The organism is Thermostichus sp. OS-CIW-30 (assembly GCF_054060215.1).
Window position 1 is genome coordinate 15,611 of the sequence record NZ_JBSSCZ010000025.1, and the last position, 16,086, is coordinate 31,696.

A 16,086-nucleotide genomic window follows, 5' to 3' on the forward strand; every position below is an offset into this window, starting at 1 on the left:
GCTAAACCGCCTCCCCCACCTTGAAGGTGGACACAGAAGTCTGCAACTGACGGGCAACCGCCACCGTAGCCTGGAGAGAGTTGGCCACCTGCTGCGAGGCTGCCGCCGTCTGGGCGGCAATGTTGGCGATTTGCTGCATCAACTGGCGCACCGTTTGAGATGCATCTGCCTGGGCATCGGTGGAGCGGGCAATGGCCTGAAAGAGCTGGTTCACCTGCCGCGAGACTTCCACAATTTGTCCCAGGCTCTGCTTGGCTGCTTCCACCAAGCGGGTTCCCTCCACCACCTGGCCGGTGCTGGTTTCCATCGCCTGTACCACCTCGCCGGTTTCCCGTTGGATCCCTTCCACAATGCGCTCGATCTCGCGGGTGGCTTCTGCCGACTGGGCCGCCAGTGCCCCGACTTCCTCGGCGACCACCGCAAAACCTCGCCCTTCTTCGCCGGCACGGGCTGCCTCGATACTGGCGTTCACCGCCAAGAGGTTGGTTTTCAGCGCAATCTGGTTGATCAAGGACACCACCTTGGAAATCTGCTGGGAAGATTCCCCCAGCCGCTTCACCTTCTTGGCCGTTTCGGCCACCGTTTCCCGCAGTTGCAGGATGGTTTGCACTGTGCGATCCATAGTCAAACTGCTGTTGATGGCCGTGGCGGCGGCAGATTCGGCAACGGTGGCGGCCTGTTGGGCTTTATCGGCTACCTCCTCGATTGAGAGCGTCATTTGCTCGACAGAGCGCAAGGTCTCTTCGATTTGGGTGGCCTGTCGGAGAGCGGCTTCGGCCAACTCGCGAATGGCTGCCTCGTCACGACCAATGGATTGGTTGACTTGACCGGCGGCCTGCTGCACTTGAATCACGATGTCGCGTAAGCTCTCGATAATGACGTTGAAAAAGTCCGCCATGATGCCAACTTGTCCGGCTGTTAGCTGCGCCCGCACCGTGAGATCCCCCCGCGAGGCTTCTGTGACCTCGCTGATAAGCTGCAGCAGCTCTCTTTGCAGCGCTTCCGACCGCTCCCGTTCCTGGGCGGCCACGGCTTTTTGCTCCAGCGCCCCCAGGTTACCCAAAGCTTGACCCAGGCGGTTGGCCAGCTCTGCCAAGGTTTTCTGTTCTTCGTCAGACCAGCTCTGGCTTTGGGCGCGGCCTATTGCCAAAAAACCGTAAAGCTCATCGCCACGCACCACCGGCGCTATCATCTCGGCTTTCAGTTGGGCTGTGGCCAGCCTCTGCAGGTAGTCGGCGCCCAGATCTGGCCTAGGCACCGGGCCAAAAGCGTAAACTTGCCCGCCGTGGAGAGCCTGCTGGATCGGAGCCGGGATCCTGCGGAGGAGGGTGCCCAAGGTGTCGGGCAGGCGGCTGTCGTGAGATTCAGCGATAACCTGCGCCTCTTCGGGAGCGGTCAAGCGATAGAAGGCCACTCGTTCGGCACCGAAGCGCTGGCGCATCTCGCCCAACAAGTCAGTTAGGGGATCGATCAGCTCTTGCTCTTGGCGAATCCGGGCAATATCGGCAAACCGCTGGGCCAGTCGGGTGTCGGAAACTTGTCGCTCGTAGGTGGCGTTGCGTTCCCGCACAAAGTTGCGCACCAGGATCAAAATGATCCCCCAGCTCAGCAGCAGAATCGGGAAGCTGATGCCGGAAAAGATCAAAGCCTGCAGCAGATCTTGCTCGTAAAGCTGGACGCTGGCCTGAATGTTGCTGCGAATGGCCTCCAGGGTTTGGTTGATCCCTTCGGCGTAGATGCGCTTTTGCTCTTCGTACTCAGGGCTGTGCAGCAAGTTGAAAGCCCGTTCCTGCTCGCCGGCCCGAATCAGATCAAAAGCCTGCACTTCCCACTCCACCAGCTTGATGTTGGCTGCTGTGGTTTTGGCTGCATAGGCTTCGTAAGAGGCGGGATCCAATTGCTGAATCTCCGCCAGCACCTCATCCAACTGAGGGACATGGATGTTGTAGCGCTCTTCCCAGGACAGATCCCCGCTGGCAGCGGCCATGCGGGCAGACATGGTCAAGACTTCATCCAAATAGATCACCTGATCGCTCAGGTTTTGCAGGGTGAACTGCCGCGAGATCGCCGGCTCGAACTCGAAATAGGTGCGGGCTACGCTGCCGGCAGAGACGGCAAACAGCAGGGAGCTGATGCCCAGAGGAAAACTGATTGCCAGGGCCAGGCGGGATCCCGCGACTTTGCGTTGGGGCCGGGAAGATGGAGCAGGCCTGAGAAAGAGGGGACGGAAGGAAACCATAGAATTTTGCCTTTAAGTGAGGGTAAGTCGGGGAAAAGGTCGCCAAGATCAAGGGTTTGCCGAGGAATCAACTGAGTTGAGCTTTTGGACAATGGCAAGAGGGTCGAGCACCCAGAGAGGCTCATCCCCTTCCAACACCAGCCCTTTGCAAGAGTCGTAGAAGTTCTCCAGTCGAAAGTTGTTTTGTGCTGCCTGGGCTTTTGTTAAGGGTTGGATCTCCTCGGCGGGCACTCGAGCTACTCCTTTCACGTGTTGGGTTGCCAGGCCCAAGCCTGTTCGCACTGGCGATGCAGAGCCCCCAAATTCTGGGCGCATCACCACCAAGTGGTGTTCGGGCTGCCCAAAGTCCAAGGGCTCTAGGCCGAGAAATTGCGGCAGATCCAGTCCCCAGAGAATGCGATTGCGATAGTTGAACAAGCCCAGCACCCATGCGGGCTGGTTGGGGAGAAGGGTAAAGTGGTGCGGGACAACAATTAGAGCTTCCTGGGCAAATGCCATGGGCAAAAGGGCCCGACAGTCTACCCCCAACTGTAGATGTAAGTACAGCTCGCCGGTACGGGTAGAAGTAGGGCTGTGTGGGGAGAAAGCTACCGCCATTGCCGTTCTCGCTCTGCCAATTCTAAGACATCTCCTAAGAACAATTCGTGATAATCACAGGGATCCTAACTGGAGGCGCAGCTCAGCAAGGACAGGAGTGGCAAAAATCATGAGCTCGGGCTGAGCACTACTGATTTCACGGCCCGCAAAATGTCTTCGCGGGTAAAAGGCTTGGTCAGATAAAGATCGATCCCTTGCTTCATGCCCCAGAGTTTGTCCAGCTCTTGATTTTTAGAAGTACAGGCCACAACGGGCAACTTTTGGGTTTCCGGGTTTTTCTTGATTTGGCGGCACAATTCCAGCCCGCTCATGCCTTCCATGACCAAGTCCGTCAGCACCACATCGGGTTTGTCGTTGCGGATCTGCTGCAATGCCTCTTGGGCGTTGGCCACCGCTACCACCTGATAGCCTTCTGAGCGGAGGTAATCGCTGATGAGCTGTCGCTCCGAGGCCACATCTTCCACCACAAGAACTTTCACCATGATCGACATCTCCTTATCTCTTTTTCGACGAACCTTTAGAGGGATCCCTAGCTGAGATAGCGAAACACCATCTGCAGCAATTCTTCCTGCCGAAAGGGCTTGGTCAGGTAATCGGTGGCACCGGCCAGGCGCGCCTTCACCCGATCGATCAGACCTTTGTGGCCTGTGACCATCACCACCGGCACATCCTTTAACACGGAGGATTTGCGGATGAGGCTGCACAATTGGTAGCCATCCACGTTGGGCATACCCACGTCCAGCAGGATCAAATCTGGCTTGAGGGTGGTCAGCTTCATCAGGGCTTTCAAAGAGTCGCTGATGGTGTGAATGACCAGGTTGTGCCCTTCCAACAACCGCTGCAACTCGCTGAGCATGGCTTCGCTGTCGTCAATACAGGCCACAATCCAGGTTTTCGAGGCTTGGGGAGATGGGCCTAGATCTGCAAGCCCGTTGGCCAGGTGAAGAGGGACGGTGGGAGTTTCTGAGGGCTGTGATTCTGTCTCAAGCTTGGCCGAGTAGGTTTTGGGCAGCCGATCAAAGGGGGGCTGGGGATCCCGCAGGACAAGGATACCGGCTTTGACCAGAGGATGTAGGCGGCGAGCGATCTGGAGGTCGTCTTGATCGAGAAGGGCGCTCAACTGGCGGAAGCTAAACCCCTTCAGTAACCGGCCTAGCCGTTCCTGTTGCTCGGCGGGAAGGCGTTCTGCCTGGGCCCGGCTGGCAAAGTAGGGCCGTTGGTAGGGGGAGGTGATCTCAGGCCCCAAAGATTGCCATGCCCGTAGCCGCTTTTGGATCAGGTCGAGCAGGGATCCCCCATCCCACTGGCCCAGGGTGGGCACGTTGTCCAGTGGGATGATCTCCTGCTGAAAGCCCCCTGGAACCAGCAACAGATTTTGCAGCACCTCCTCGCCGATCCAAGCATTCAACCTGCGCGCAGCTTCCCAAGGCAGCAGTTGCTCCGTTACCATCCAACTCAGCCCCAGAAGGTCTGCAGGTAGAGGCCCAGTCTCCTGAGCCAATAGCGCCTCCACCTGCCGATGGATGCGTAGGCAATTTTGGCGAGTCAGAGAAAAGACTTGATGGCTGAGCCGACGCAGGTGGCGATCCAAGCGCTCCAAGGGCTCCAAGCTGTGGTGAGCAAACCCCAGGCGACCTTGGTGAAACACCAATGACCAAGTGCCCAGCCCCTCCCCTTTGTCCAAGGCACTGAAATACCGAACAACTCCTGTGAAGCTGACCTCTGCGTTCAGCAGATGGGCCGAGACTTCTGTACAGACGGGGGGACGGTTCATGGGTCGAGAGGACGTGCTCGGACAATTTCCTGCGCTGAGGTTGATGACACGACTGAAGTCTTAGCTACCCCACAAGCCGGTGAAAAAATGCTTTCCAGAATACAGTTCAAGCCCAGCCCTGACCCAGACGAGATCTTTATAGATGAGCCAAGCCCAACAAGACGGCCAAGGCTGCACGAACTCAAAGGCAGTTTCAGCGTTCAATCCGTATTCAGAAAAACTCTCCTCCTGGGGAGATCGATGACTATTGCTCATCAGCCAATCTCTAAAGGTGAAGGCTAGCCCTCAGATTGTCTGCTGGCTTTCTTACTCGGGAACTTCCCACGGAAAGCCTGCAGGACAAGATAATAAAGGTAACCCCGATAAACCTCTTCCGTAAAAATACGGAACTTAGGTCTTCTCCAATTTCCAAAGCTGCTCCAGGTGGGCTTGGCAGCGGCGCAGCAGTTGCCGACTTTCTTCAAAGCTGATCTGCTCCAAGGCTTCGGGGTAGGAGCACCAGCGGTAGGCGGCCACCTCCTCTGGTTGCACCTGTAGCTCAGGGGGAGGAAATTGGGGCGGCAGCAAGGCCACGTAGTAGGTAACGGTTTTGGCCACTCGGTTCCCCTCTGGATCCGTAAAGGTGTAGGCTTCCTGCAGCGTCAAAGGGTCAGACTGGCCGGGCAGGGTCAGAAGCTGGTAGTCGGTCAAGCCGGTTTCCTCTCGCAATTCTCGCTGCGCCGCCTCCAGGTCGCTTTCGGAGCTATCCTTGTGCCCTTTTGGGAAAGCCCAATGCCCCTTCTGGTGCTGGATGAGCAGATACAAATGAGAAGAGCCCAGTCTGGGAGCTTCCTGGGCGGGTGGGTGGGGCAGGATGGGGATCACCCCATAGGCAGCATCTATCAGCATTGGGGAGCTAATCTCCAAAGAGTTTGATGGCTGGCGGCTTAGGAGCGAAGACCTCGTTGGGATCCACCTGCGGGCGCTCTACCCCCTGCAGGGGCGAGAGGGGGCGACCGGTGTCGAATTGGAAGAGATAGATGGGCAACTGGCCATTCCCCAGAGGCAAAAGAGCTAAAGTATCGATTTGGGTCAGGGCGTTGCGGCTGGTGGGTCGGGTTAGGTTGAAAGCAACGATTCGGTCTTCCAAGGAATTGTCCGGGCTGGAGCGCCGGCCCAGGCCAATGCTGAACTGCTGGTTGCCCTGCTCATCCACTCCCAAGGCCCGCACATCTCCCAACTCCGCTTGAGGAGCGCTCCCCGGCAGGCCGGCTACCACCGGCGGCGCATCCACCGGCGGCTGCGAAGGCAAAAAGCGCAACTGCGTCCCTTCTGGCAAAATGCGGTAGTCCTGGTAGTCATGCTGGATGGACAGGGATCCCCTGAACACGCGGCGGTTCAGGCCCTCCAGGGTCCAAAAGCCATAGCCCAAATTGATGCGGGTGCTCTCCGGCAGCCAGTAGCGCTCCCCTCCCTCGGGAGCTGGCACCGCCGTAAACCCCATCAGGACATAGGCCTGCCCCCACACCCCCGACAAAAACAGCAACACCTGCCGCGGCAGCCCCGACTGCGGATCCAGCCACAGCTCCCGCAACTGGCCTTCCTGAATGGGCTCTAGGCGCAAGTGCTGGACAGGGGATCCAGCCAAATCCACCCGTTCTGAGGAGAGGACGCGGTAGCGGCTGGGATCCGCCTTCAAGTAAAAGCTCACCGAGGGCAAGAGGGCTTCCGGTCGGCTCACATACACCGAGTACAGCTGCAGCAGATCCGACTGGTTCACCACTTCCAATTGGCGCGAATCCAAGAGGCGGATGCGATCCCCTTCGGCTACCCAAGCCTGCCAACTGCCGTCGCGGCGGTAGAGCACATCCAACGTGGCTGTGAAGGTTTGGGATCCCTCCACCCGCACCTGCTGGCGATATTGCAAGTTGGGCAAAGGGGGCAATTGCTCTAGAGCGGCGTTGTAGCGCTCCAGCCAAGCTTGGGGATCCTGCTTAGGGCTGGCAAGAGAAGAGGGAGCCGATTGGGCCACGGCTGGATCCCCTGACGGCAGACCGACCAGTCCCGTTGCCAGGAACACCACCCCGCCGAGATAGCCCCAGCCTCGAAGGGATCCCTGCCGCTTCCTAAATTGGGAGGGCTCAGGGAACATCAGCTCACCTCGCAACACCGCTCTTGCTGCCCTTCTTGTCGCTGCTTGTGCCCGGATCAGAGCGCTTCCCACACCTGAGAGAAAGCGTTCGGAAGGGATCCCTACTCTCTGCCCGCCGATTGAGTACGCCTATTCAATGGAAATGGATTGGGGGCCGTCGGAGCGACCGGAAGGCGGGGGCTCCTCCACCCTCAGCCCCTGGGACTCCAGCCAACTGCGCAGCGGATCTTGCTTCACATCCAAACGCAGCAGGCCGCTGAGAAAACCGCCACAGAACGGAACAGGATTGCTCAGAAAGGTCTTCCAGACCTCATTCATCTCCATAGCCGCAACACCAACCACCCCCCCAATCCTAGCAAGGCCGGCAGGTGGGGATCCCCTCCCTTGGCTAGACGGCAATCAACTTCTCTCGGTTTATGTTCTGCAGCACACTAAAAATGCTGTTGCCAATGCGCTGGAACTCTTTACTGCTTTTGTCGGCAAAGTGCAATACCCAAGGAAGCCTACAGGCTTGAAAACCACTGGCGGGATGAAGCTGGGAGAGATGGTAAGTTTGTATAGCCAGAACTTCCAAAGGAGTGTTGCCGTGTTCATGGACAACTCGCAGCGGTCTTGCGCTGCCAATTGGCACCGAGGACTTCTTAATGGGCTGGCTTGTTACGAGCATAAATGACCTTCGTTCATGGTCAAAAATGACAGTGCCCATTGCAGCGTCTCTATAGCTTCCTTTTTCCTCTCTTCCCATTCTGACTGTGCCACTTTTGCGCACTCCAACAATATCCACAGCAATCTTTTCTTTTCTTAGTTCCTCAATTGTTTTATCAAATTCGCCTCTTTGAACTAAGCCATCCCTCATCAAAAGAACCTTTCTAGGGTATCGATGAAATTTGTTGTAGAATCTATTGACGAGCTTGGACACGGTTTGATAAATTGCCTCGCCGGAAAAAGTTTCTCCTCTTTGTATATCGGGCAACTCCCAGCCTAAGCTTTGACCATTGGCCAGTACCGCGAAGGCAGAGGTTCCGTAGTAAAGCTCTCGATTCGTCCCCACATCAAAACCAATGGTAAGCTCGGAGCACTCAGGATGATCGAGGGGTTCAAGCAACACGGGTTGCCACGCAGCTTTACACAGAAGTCCTAGTACGACATTTAGAGCTTTGTAGGGGTCAGCTCCAGGAATCATAAACTGAGTTGCTATTCCTGCTCGAAGTGCTTGCAAGCGGATCTTTTGCTTGTGCTCATTAGGCGACAAGGGCATGACAACCAGAACGGTTTTGATCCCTTTGTCGGCCCAGCTTTGCCAAAACCTCTGTTGAGCAAGGTCGCCTTCAGGCAAATCTTGACGGGTTGCGTAAAAGTCTATTTCAACTCTTGCTCCGCTCTTTTTAGCTACTTCAAGTAGGCACTTGCGAACCTCAGTAGGATACTCACGTTTATTATCGTCAAGATTTAGAAGTCCAAACTTTGTCTCGCCAACTCTTGCACATCCTTGGTACCTAACTCTCGCGGGGTTTTGGACTTGTCTATGACCAAACCCCAATAGCCTTGGACTTGGCATAATGTATCCTTCTGCTTTTAGGGGATCAGCCTGAAAGTCAGAAATATTGTAGACATTTTCTATAATAGTTTTTGCGGTCTCTTTAGACTCTTTCAATCTCTCTTCTAAACTTTTTCTGATGTGCTCGCTAACCAAGGAGCTAACTTTTTTGCCAGTCCATCTTTGATCTTCTATACTTGCTAGCATCTCCAAAGTTAAAACAGGCGACAGTCTCCGCGATAGATGAAGGATAGGCTCTGCCTTTTGTCTGAAATTGCGTTCTCTCGAGACCACTTGAACCACCAGAGAGCCATCAACTTCTTCTGGAGTTGCTCCGTACTTCTGTACATGATAATCCGCTAAGCTAGTGTTTAGCTCCGCTAACCATACTTCCCTTGGCGACTGATTGGAAATAATGCCTCGATACTCCCAAGTTGGGTATTTATTATTTTTTGTCCTGTATGTGTTTCGTACAATTTCAATTGAGACATCTGGGTAATTTTCCAGCCACTCATGCAGCGTCCATGGGCTGTAGAAATGGTATCGGATGTCGATCTCTAGATAGAGCTTCTTATCTTGTCTAATAACAACGTCTAGCTCTCTTCCTCTGTGAACCTCCCACCCATCTCCGCAAAGTGGTTTTACTCCTTCCGAGTCCTCAATCCGTTCTACTCCTTCCAGACCCGTAACCCACCAGATCAATCCTCCTCCTGTTGATCGCTCAATCTCTGTTCTTTTGTACTTAGATCTTAGACTCCAATCTAGTTTCTTGCGCTCGAAAGTTTCTAGAGCCTGTCTCTCTGTAGGGTCTGTACAATCTAGAGCCTTAGAACCAAGCTCTTCCAACTCCCATTCCTCTGTTTTGAGTTTACTGGCCGGAACTTTTTCTCGGGTTATGATGCGATTTCCCAGACGAACAGCCATTACACCTAGCTGATTACAAATCTTGGAGAGAGCCCTCTGCTCCTCTCCTAGATCTGGAAGAGGGTTTGGCCTGCAACTATACTCATAGAAGGTGAGCTCTTCTTGAGTTAGCTCCTTGACGAAGAAGCGATTAAGAGTAACCTCAACTTTCTTCTGGAGTAAATTCATTGGCAGACTCTAGTTTCAAGTTTCTCTCTAGGATCTCTAGGATAAGCTCTAATTCTCCTGCTCTTCACGAGGGATCTCCAAACAACCCTGGCGGAGCCAAATCTCTGCTGATCGCCTCCGCCTGAAACCGACCGCTCATGCCCACCACCTGCCACTCAGCACTGCGATCCCCCTGGCGGAAGCGCAGCCGTCGGGCTCGCAAGGGCACCACTTCTACGACTTCTACCGGAAAGTGTTGGTATTCGCCCAAGTACTCCCGGTAATCCGGGGGTAAGTTTGAATGACTGTGGATTTGAATCCAAAACACCCGTCCCGCTTCGTTGCCATAGGCGCGGATCTGCTCTTGACCTCGGTATTGCTCCACCCCCCGCAAGCGCTGTCGCCCCACCGGCATGGGCTGTGCCCATTCGGGCAAGGGATCCCCTAAGCTCACGGCCCACCCTGGCCCACCTAGCCCCAACCAACACAACAACAGCAGTCCCCAAACCCAAGGCCATCTGTGCAGCGTGCTGTTCCCGGTTTTCAAGGCTCGGCCGAACATGGCAAGTTCTTCTCCGCAAGTGATCCCAATGCTTTTGGATGTTGAAAACAACTTCGTCTCAACGTAGGCGAAAGCCGATCCGACCGCCTTCAATATCAAAGGCAACGTCGATATTGAAAAACAGCGGCATGCCCAACAGTTGCACCCCCTGGTTGCCGTTGACGAAAATCCGATCCCGGCTGGGCGTAATGGGAAAGCCAACCCGAATGCGGTAGTCAAAAGCCCCCTCCAGCACAGCTCGCCACTCTGCCCCAGGGGGTAAGGTCGAGGTGGAGAAGGGAGCTGCCCCCAACAGCCTGACATTGAGAAAAATGTCGGAAGAACCACTGTCAAAAACGGTGGGGCTGAGAGCATTTTGAATAGAAGTGTTGCTGATGCTGTAGGCCACTTGCAAAGCCTCATCCCGCCAGATGGGTGTGCCGTCGGGAAAGCTTCCCACCTGGGGAAACTGCCGGAAATTGAAGCCGACGGTGTTGGCAGCCGTTAGGCCAACCGTGAACAGGCCCTGGGTGGAGTTGAAGCCCCCCGTTTGAATAATGTACCCAGAGCGGAAATTGCCCGGAAGGCGGGTGAGCGGACTAAACAGCTCGCGGTCGGGGCTGCGCTCATCCAAGGACGTGCCTAGGATCCCGGCGAAGGGCCGCCCTTCTCCAAACAAGTTCTCTGAACAACTGGCCACCAGGGCGTCCACACAGGTGATCCGGTCGATCAACTGAATCGTTACCGGCTCCCGACTGGGGATCCCTCCTATGCTGAAGGGGGCGCGGGCCAACACCCCGATAAATTGCGTGCCATCTCCGAACGTCACAGTGGAAGGGATCCCCGTCCGTTCCAGGCCAAAGCGACCTGCCGCCGTCGCTACAATGCGCAAACCTGCCGAGCCCGTATCCAGGAGCAACTCTGCACCGGCTCCGGCCACCCCCACGTTCAAGCCCAGCAGTTTAAAGCGGCTGTTGCCCAGCGTGCGCACCGGCATGGGAATCGACTCGGTTCCCGGCTGAGGCGGGAGAGGGATCAACGCAGGGGGGGAAGCCACAGATTCCCCCTGGCCAGAACAGCCGGCACCGAGCAGCAGCAAGGTCAAGATCCCAACCAGGGCGATCACCATTCCCCAAGGGCTGTGCCAAGCCCACCCAGACCGTGGCTCATCCTTTGGGCCCGACCTCGCCTGCATTGAACACCCACACTAAGCCGATAAGGAGCGTATCCTGTCTGCAAGCGGCAAAGAACATTCCCATTGCCAGCATGCTCGAACCCGGAAGCATCGCGCGGCAATATTGGATCCCGGCCAAAGACAGTGTACACAAGGCCGACTGAGGGAGAGTGCGCAATACCGTCGTCAACTGTGGGGTTGCAGGGCTGGCTGGGCCGAAGCCTACAGCAGCAGCTCTGCCTGCCAATCGACTACCTTTTGGAAGCGAAAAGCGCCCGCCAGGGCTCCCCAAACCTGCTGGTGGGTGATGGGATCCATCCCTCGGTCATGGCTGCAAAACTCGCTCTCGCTCAGGTGCAAGGTGGTCTGCAAATAGGTGGCTTGGCCGTTGCGCACCACGCAACACCGGCACCCCGGCTCCGTCACGCCGACAAAGAGGGATCCCTGCCTCTTCACCTGCACATCACACCCCTCTAGATAGGCCAGATCGGCAGCCCTCAGTTGACTCAGTTGGTCTGCCCTCTCCCGAGCACAGCCCCGCCACCGCTGCGGCTCCAAAGGGCGATAGTTGCGAATCAGGATCCCATCGCCCGCCTGAGTCAACTCCACCACCGCCTGCCGATAGGGATCCTCCAAATGGCCGCTGTAGGCTTGCTCCACATAAAAGCCGATCCCGCCCAAAACGTGGGCCGGCAAGGGGCGATAGGCCACCCGGATCTGGGCGAAAAACGGTGGATTTTCCCAGGCTTGCTCTTGGTTGCTGAAGTCTCCTGCCAGCCAACGCGCCATCTGCAGCAGCTCTGGGGAAGGAGTGCGATCCAACCCAATAGGCATAAGCGGGCATCCAGAACTTCTGTAAAAGGTGTGTACCGAAAATCTTAGGGAATCAAGTGTTAAATTATGTATCCTTTATGAGAATGTTCGCTCCGATACTGAAAATGGATCCCTTGCAAGCTGCAAAGCCGCGATCGGGGCTGACATCTTTGTTCATGTTGTAAAGCTAGGCAAAGAAACATTCTCTTTTGTAAAAAACTACTCCCGCGAAGGACAGGGAGAACAGCCTGGGATCCGAGATGGGAAGCAGGTTGGAAACCGATCTAAGACCTTTTGCGCGAGGTAAAGCCGATTTACATTTTTTGATTTCATCGCTTCTTGCCTTCGCGGTAGAAAAAGACTGGAAACAAGGCGAGCCAGCTTCTCCTCGTCTGCCAGTTGAGGTTGCCAGCAGCGGCTGAGGCTTCTTGTCCAAGTCCGATCCTGTAGATGGTGGCCTGGCTCTGGGGGCGAGCTTCGCTTGCTCATCTTGGTTCTATCGGCTTTGATCCCGTCGGCGGTTCTGTGAGTTAAACAGCACCTCTCGGCACTGGGGATCCAAGCGGTGTTGCATTCCTGGCCGGCAGGTGCTCTCTTGTCCGCTGCAGGGAATGTGGATTCATAACCTCTTTTACTTTCGCTAGGGAGATTCAAAACCATGAACGATGTATTTGGCAAAGTGGTTGCCCAAGCTGACTCCAAAGGCGCTTTTTTGGGGGAGAACGAGTTTGCCGCTCTCCAGCAGGTAATTGCTGAGGGGAACAAGCGTTTGGATGCTGTGAACCGCCTCACCAGCAATGCCTCCAAGATCGTGACCGATGCCATCCGTCAGTTGTTCGCCGAGGAGCCCAATTTGAACGCTCCCGGTGGCCCTGCCTACCCCAGTCGTAACGTAGCCGCCTGTATGCGGGACATGGACATTATTCTCCGCTACATCACCTACGCAGTGGCAGCCGGAGATGCCAGTGTGCTGAACGAGCGCTGCTTGAACGGCCTGCGGGAAACCTATCAAGCCTTGGGCACCCCCGGCAGCTCAGTGGCCAACGGCATCCAAAAGATGAAAAAGGCTGCGGTGGCGGTGGTAAACGACCCCAACGGCATCACCCGGGGTGACTGCAGCGCTCTGATTGCCGAAATCGAATCCTACTTCGATCGCGCTGCCGCTGCTGTGGTTTGATCCCTTGTGGACTGAAGTTTCTGTTGTGTCCGGATCCAGTTATGAAGACCTCTCTGGGATCTAAGACAACTCGGGTTGGCAGGGGATCCCTGGAAAAGTAACCTGTTTTGCAGCGATTTTGCAGTTGAGACTTTGAATCTTTTGCTTTGTTTTTTGCATTGAGCTTGAGTTAAGTAAAGGAGCGTTTTGAATCATGCAAACCCCAATTGTTGACGCCATCGCCACTGCCGACAGCCAAGGGCGCTACCTGAGCAACAGCGAATTGCAGGCCATCAATGGCCGTTTTCAGCGGGCTGCCGCCAGCATGGAAGCCGCCCGAGTTCTGAGCAGCCGTGCCGACGAGCTGGTGCGCGGTGCCACCGAAGCCGTTTACGCCAAGTTCCCCTACACCACCCAACCCGGTGGGCAGTGCCACACCCAAGCTGGCAAGGACAAGTGCGCCCGTGACGTGCGCCACTACCTGCGCTACATCACCTACTGCTTGGTAGCCGGTGGCACCGGTCCTCTGGACGAGTATCAGTTGGCCGGGATCCGCGAAATCAACGCCGCTTTTGAGCTCTCCCCCAGTTGGTTCATCGAAGCCCTGCGCTACATCAAAGCCAACCACGGCCTGACCGGGCAAGCGGCCACCGAGGCCAACACCTACATCGACTACGCCATCAACGCGCTCAGCTAAACCCTTGGCTTGGGATCCCTCTAAAAGGGCGACGCCGGCTAGCCAGTTGGCTCATCCCATAAACCAGGGGGGATGGCGAGGGAAGGTTGTTGAGGGCAACGGTGGTGAGCCTGCTACGTTGCGGAGAGATACGTTTGACCACGTGGGTTTGCGGATCAGTCTCCCCAATAGGAAGGCGCCACTGTTGCTCTTCTGCAGCTTGGGGCTGCCGATTTTTGATTTCTAATTTTAGTTTTCGATTTCTACAGTCGTTTCAGGCTAGGGTGAGACGCCTGGGCTATTGATCGCGCCAGCGGGACGGAGTCCTTGAAAAGCCTTTTGGCCCCCTGCATTATTGCTCCGCAACGCCGACGCGACGACGCAACCAACACTTTAGGTGTGGGTGCAATGTCCTAGCTTGAATCGAAATGACCCTAAACGCAAGCTTGTTCTCAATCTGTGTCCATTCAGTTCAATCGGGGGAATTAGCATGAGTGCAATTACAGCGGCAAGCCGGATGGGGATCCGGGGCATTACGGAGACCACCCCACTGGAGTTGCGCCCCAACGCCAGCCAGGATCAGCTCAATGCGGTGCTGCGGGCCATCTACCGTCAGGTGCTGGGCAACGACCATTTGTTTGGGGCCGATAGGAAGGAGCTAGCCAGTGCGGAATCGCTGCTGCGCCAGGGCAGCCTGACGGTGCGGGAGTTTGTGCGATTGATCGCCAAGTCCGAAGCCTACAAAAAGCGGTTTTTCTACCCCAACTCGCAAACCCGGGCCATCGAGCTCAATTTCAAGCATCTGCTGGGACGCGCTCCCACCAGCCCCAAAGACATCGCCCGCCATTTGGACATCTACCAATCTGGCGGCCACAGCGCGGAGATCGATTCCTACATCGACAGCCCAGAATACCTAGAAGCTTTTGGAGACAACATCGTCCCCTACCCGCGTGGGTTTGAATACCGCAAGGCTCATTCCACCCGCGACTTTACCAATCTCTTCGCTCTCTACGGGGGCTACGCCAACAACGATCGCTCCCAAGGGCCCAGACCCCGTTTGATGATGCCTTTGGCCACCGGGTTTACCCCGGCCATTCGCCGCATTGGGGTGCGGGGCCTGCTGCCGCCCAGCCCCATTTCCAAACACCTGGGGCCGCCAACGGGCCAGTCGGATCGCATGTTCTGTGTGGAAGTGACCCGACTGCTGAATCCGCCTTCGGCGCTGGCCACTTCCAGCCGAGTGCGCAAATCCAACCAGCAGATTTTCGTCTCTGCCGATCAACTGTCGGCAACAATGCAGCGGTTGCTCAAATCGGGCGCCAAGATCGTCAGTGTCCGCAGCGCTTAATCCCTTCTCGGTGTCCTCTCCGTTGTTGATTCCATGACCACTGCTGTTCCTCTGGATCCCAATCCGTCGGTGGATCTCACCCCGGCTGGACAAATCGCCAAGCTGCGCCACGGGGATCCGGGGGAACGCTACTATGCCGCTTGGTGGCTGGGACGCATGCGCATTGCCGAAGGGATCCCGGCCCTGATCGAGGCCCTGGCCGATGAAACGGATCGCACCGCTCAAGGGGGATATCCGCTGCGGCGCAACGCTGCTCGTGCTTTGGGTAAACTGGGATCCCTCGCCGGGATCCCTCCCCTGAAGGCGGCTTTGTCTTGCTCTGATGGCCAAGTGGTGGCAGCGGCTGCCCAGGCGCTGGTTGAGATTGCCCTTGCCAACAACCTCAATAGGGATCCCGACGAAGTGGAAAAGCTGGGATCCGCTTTGCTAGAAGGGCTGCGCTTTGTGGAGCGAGGACTGCAGACGGAAGCCCAGGCCGCCCTAGAGGCCATTATCGAGGCTCTTGGACAACTGCAGGTGACCGCTGCTCTGGAGCCAATCTGTCCCTACCTAGAGCACACTTCCATTCGCTTGCAATGTGCGGCGGCGCGGGCCTGCTATCGTCTCACCGGGGATCCGGCCTTTGCCCAGCGCCTGCTGTCGGTGTTGGATCACGACAACATCCATCTGCGGCGGGCTGCCCTTTTGGATTTGGGGGCCAGTGGCTATTTGCCGGCAGCACAAGCCATTGCGGTGGCGGCGGTGGAGGTCAACCTGAAGCTCCTCGCCCTCAAACAGTTGGTGGAGATCAACCTGGAACAACATCAAAGGATCCCCGGTGCTGAGCTGCACCAGGTGCTCCGGCTGATCGACGAGCTGCTGTGAGCGGTGGTGCTTCTGGGCCCTTGCTGTTCACATTAGCGGGACGGAGTCCTTTGCAACTGACCTATCAAGGCATTGCCCATGAGTTTGTGCATCCCTCTGCAGCGATTCAAAGCCGTCAGAATCTGTCCGCTCGGCACCACGGTTGGGCTCCGTGGCTGTAGCACT

At 56.4% G+C, this 16,086-nt stretch carries 15 protein-coding genes; 4 read left to right on the forward strand and 11 right to left on the reverse strand.

Annotated features, from left to right (window positions below):
- Position 1: 1 nt before the first annotated feature.
- From ACVWZF_RS10995 to ACVWZF_RS11045, 11 genes are all read right to left on the reverse strand, one after another.
- A complete protein-coding gene (locus ACVWZF_RS10995; RefSeq protein ID WP_457411445.1) occupies positions 2 to 2,239 on the reverse strand; it encodes a methyl-accepting chemotaxis protein in 2,238 nt (745 codons plus the stop codon).
- Between the two features lie 48 nt (positions 2,240 to 2,287).
- Entirely contained in the window at positions 2,288 to 2,836 is a 549-nt protein-coding gene (locus ACVWZF_RS11000) for a chemotaxis protein CheW (RefSeq protein ID WP_457411447.1), read from the reverse strand.
- A gap of 107 nt (positions 2,837 to 2,943) precedes the next feature.
- Complete coding sequence (locus ACVWZF_RS11005) at positions 2,944 to 3,318, reverse strand: response regulator (protein WP_011434291.1); 375 nt, start codon at positions 3,316 to 3,318, stop codon at positions 2,944 to 2,946.
- Between the two features lie 47 nt (positions 3,319 to 3,365).
- The gene (locus ACVWZF_RS11010; RefSeq protein ID WP_011434290.1) at positions 3,366 to 4,610 is read right to left on the reverse strand and encodes a response regulator; all 1,245 of its coding nucleotides are present in this window, start codon (positions 4,608 to 4,610) and stop codon (positions 3,366 to 3,368) included.
- A gap of 390 nt (positions 4,611 to 5,000) precedes the next feature.
- A complete protein-coding gene (locus ACVWZF_RS11015) occupies positions 5,001 to 5,498 on the reverse strand; it encodes a bis(5'-nucleosyl)-tetraphosphatase (protein WP_414329981.1) in 498 nt (165 codons plus the stop codon).
- Positions 5,499 to 5,505: 7 nt separating this feature from the next.
- The gene (locus tag ACVWZF_RS11020) at positions 5,506 to 6,741 is read right to left on the reverse strand and encodes a LolA-like protein (protein WP_011434288.1); all 1,236 of its coding nucleotides are present in this window, start codon (positions 6,739 to 6,741) and stop codon (positions 5,506 to 5,508) included.
- Positions 6,742 to 6,870: 129 nt separating this feature from the next.
- Positions 6,871 to 7,059 carry a hypothetical protein gene (locus ACVWZF_RS11025; RefSeq protein WP_414374286.1) on the reverse strand — a complete coding sequence of 63 codons (189 nt, stop codon included), beginning with the start codon at positions 7,057 to 7,059 and terminating at the stop codon, positions 6,871 to 6,873.
- Between the two features lie 70 nt (positions 7,060 to 7,129).
- Entirely contained in the window at positions 7,130 to 9,202 is a 2,073-nt protein-coding gene (locus ACVWZF_RS11030) for an argonaute PAZ domain-containing protein (protein WP_238376813.1), read from the reverse strand.
- A gap of 232 nt (positions 9,203 to 9,434) precedes the next feature.
- Positions 9,435 to 9,911: a hypothetical protein gene (locus ACVWZF_RS11035; RefSeq protein WP_041436850.1), complete on the reverse strand. Its 477-nt coding sequence runs from the start codon at positions 9,909 to 9,911 to the stop codon at positions 9,435 to 9,437.
- A gap of 58 nt (positions 9,912 to 9,969) precedes the next feature.
- Positions 9,970 to 10,947: a hypothetical protein gene (locus ACVWZF_RS11040; protein ID WP_457411449.1), complete on the reverse strand. Its 978-nt coding sequence runs from the start codon at positions 10,945 to 10,947 to the stop codon at positions 9,970 to 9,972.
- A 339-nt stretch (positions 10,948 to 11,286) separates the two neighbouring features.
- Positions 11,287 to 11,898 carry a CpcT/CpeT family chromophore lyase gene (locus ACVWZF_RS11045; RefSeq protein WP_457411451.1) on the reverse strand — a complete coding sequence of 204 codons (612 nt, stop codon included), beginning with the start codon at positions 11,896 to 11,898 and terminating at the stop codon, positions 11,287 to 11,289.
- Positions 11,899 to 12,535: 637 nt separating this feature from the next.
- Here ACVWZF_RS11045 and ACVWZF_RS11050 point away from each other — a divergent pair.
- The 4 genes from ACVWZF_RS11050 to ACVWZF_RS11065 all read left to right on the forward strand — a co-directional run bounded on the left by ACVWZF_RS11050 (position 12,536) and on the right by ACVWZF_RS11065 (position 15,921).
- Positions 12,536 to 13,054, forward strand: coding sequence for a globin family protein (locus tag ACVWZF_RS11050; protein WP_011434282.1), 519 nt, complete (start codon positions 12,536 to 12,538; stop codon positions 13,052 to 13,054).
- 193 nt (positions 13,055 to 13,247) lie between these two features.
- A complete protein-coding gene (locus ACVWZF_RS11055) occupies positions 13,248 to 13,730 on the forward strand; it encodes a globin family protein (protein ID WP_011434281.1) in 483 nt (160 codons plus the stop codon).
- Positions 13,731 to 14,199: 469 nt separating this feature from the next.
- Entirely contained in the window at positions 14,200 to 15,057 is an 858-nt protein-coding gene (locus ACVWZF_RS11060; RefSeq protein ID WP_011434279.1) for a phycobilisome rod-core linker polypeptide, read from the forward strand.
- Positions 15,058 to 15,090: 33 nt separating this feature from the next.
- On the forward strand, positions 15,091 to 15,921 hold the full coding sequence (locus ACVWZF_RS11065) for a HEAT repeat domain-containing protein (RefSeq protein ID WP_457411452.1): 831 nt from the start codon (positions 15,091 to 15,093) through the stop codon (positions 15,919 to 15,921).
- Positions 15,922 to 16,086: the final 165 nt, after the last annotated feature.

What these genes read in the sequence shown, in the direction of transcription:
- ACVWZF_RS11005 (WP_011434291.1), bottom strand. Translation starts at nt 3,318, where the DNA reads ATGGTGAAAGTTCTTGTGGTGGAAGATGTGGCCTCGGAGCGACAGCTC.
- ACVWZF_RS11030 (WP_238376813.1), bottom strand. Translation starts at nt 9,202, where the DNA reads ATGGCTGTTCGTCTGGGAAATCGCATCATAACCCGAGAAAAAGTTCCG.
- ACVWZF_RS10995 (WP_457411445.1), bottom strand. Translation starts at nt 2,239, where the DNA reads ATGGTTTCCTTCCGTCCCCTCTTTCTCAGGCCTGCTCCATCTTCCCGG.
- ACVWZF_RS11060 (WP_011434279.1), top strand. Translation starts at nt 14,200, where the DNA reads ATGAGTGCAATTACAGCGGCAAGCCGGATGGGGATCCGGGGCATTACG.
- ACVWZF_RS11020 (WP_011434288.1), bottom strand. Translation starts at nt 6,741, where the DNA reads ATGTTCCCTGAGCCCTCCCAATTTAGGAAGCGGCAGGGATCCCTTCGA.
- ACVWZF_RS11035 (WP_041436850.1), bottom strand. Translation starts at nt 9,911, where the DNA reads ATGTTCGGCCGAGCCTTGAAAACCGGGAACAGCACGCTGCACAGATGG.
- ACVWZF_RS11055 (WP_011434281.1), top strand. Translation starts at nt 13,248, where the DNA reads ATGCAAACCCCAATTGTTGACGCCATCGCCACTGCCGACAGCCAAGGG.
- ACVWZF_RS11045 (WP_457411451.1), bottom strand. Translation starts at nt 11,898, where the DNA reads ATGCCTATTGGGTTGGATCGCACTCCTTCCCCAGAGCTGCTGCAGATG.
- ACVWZF_RS11000 (WP_457411447.1), bottom strand. Translation starts at nt 2,836, where the DNA reads ATGGCGGTAGCTTTCTCCCCACACAGCCCTACTTCTACCCGTACCGGC.
- ACVWZF_RS11015 (WP_414329981.1), bottom strand. Translation starts at nt 5,498, where the DNA reads ATGCTGATAGATGCTGCCTATGGGGTGATCCCCATCCTGCCCCACCCA.
- ACVWZF_RS11025 (WP_414374286.1), bottom strand. Translation starts at nt 7,059, where the DNA reads ATGAATGAGGTCTGGAAGACCTTTCTGAGCAATCCTGTTCCGTTCTGT.
- ACVWZF_RS11010 (WP_011434290.1), bottom strand. Translation starts at nt 4,610, where the DNA reads ATGAACCGTCCCCCCGTCTGTACAGAAGTCTCGGCCCATCTGCTGAAC.
- ACVWZF_RS11050 (WP_011434282.1), top strand. Translation starts at nt 12,536, where the DNA reads ATGAACGATGTATTTGGCAAAGTGGTTGCCCAAGCTGACTCCAAAGGC.
- ACVWZF_RS11065 (WP_457411452.1), top strand. Translation starts at nt 15,091, where the DNA reads ATGACCACTGCTGTTCCTCTGGATCCCAATCCGTCGGTGGATCTCACC.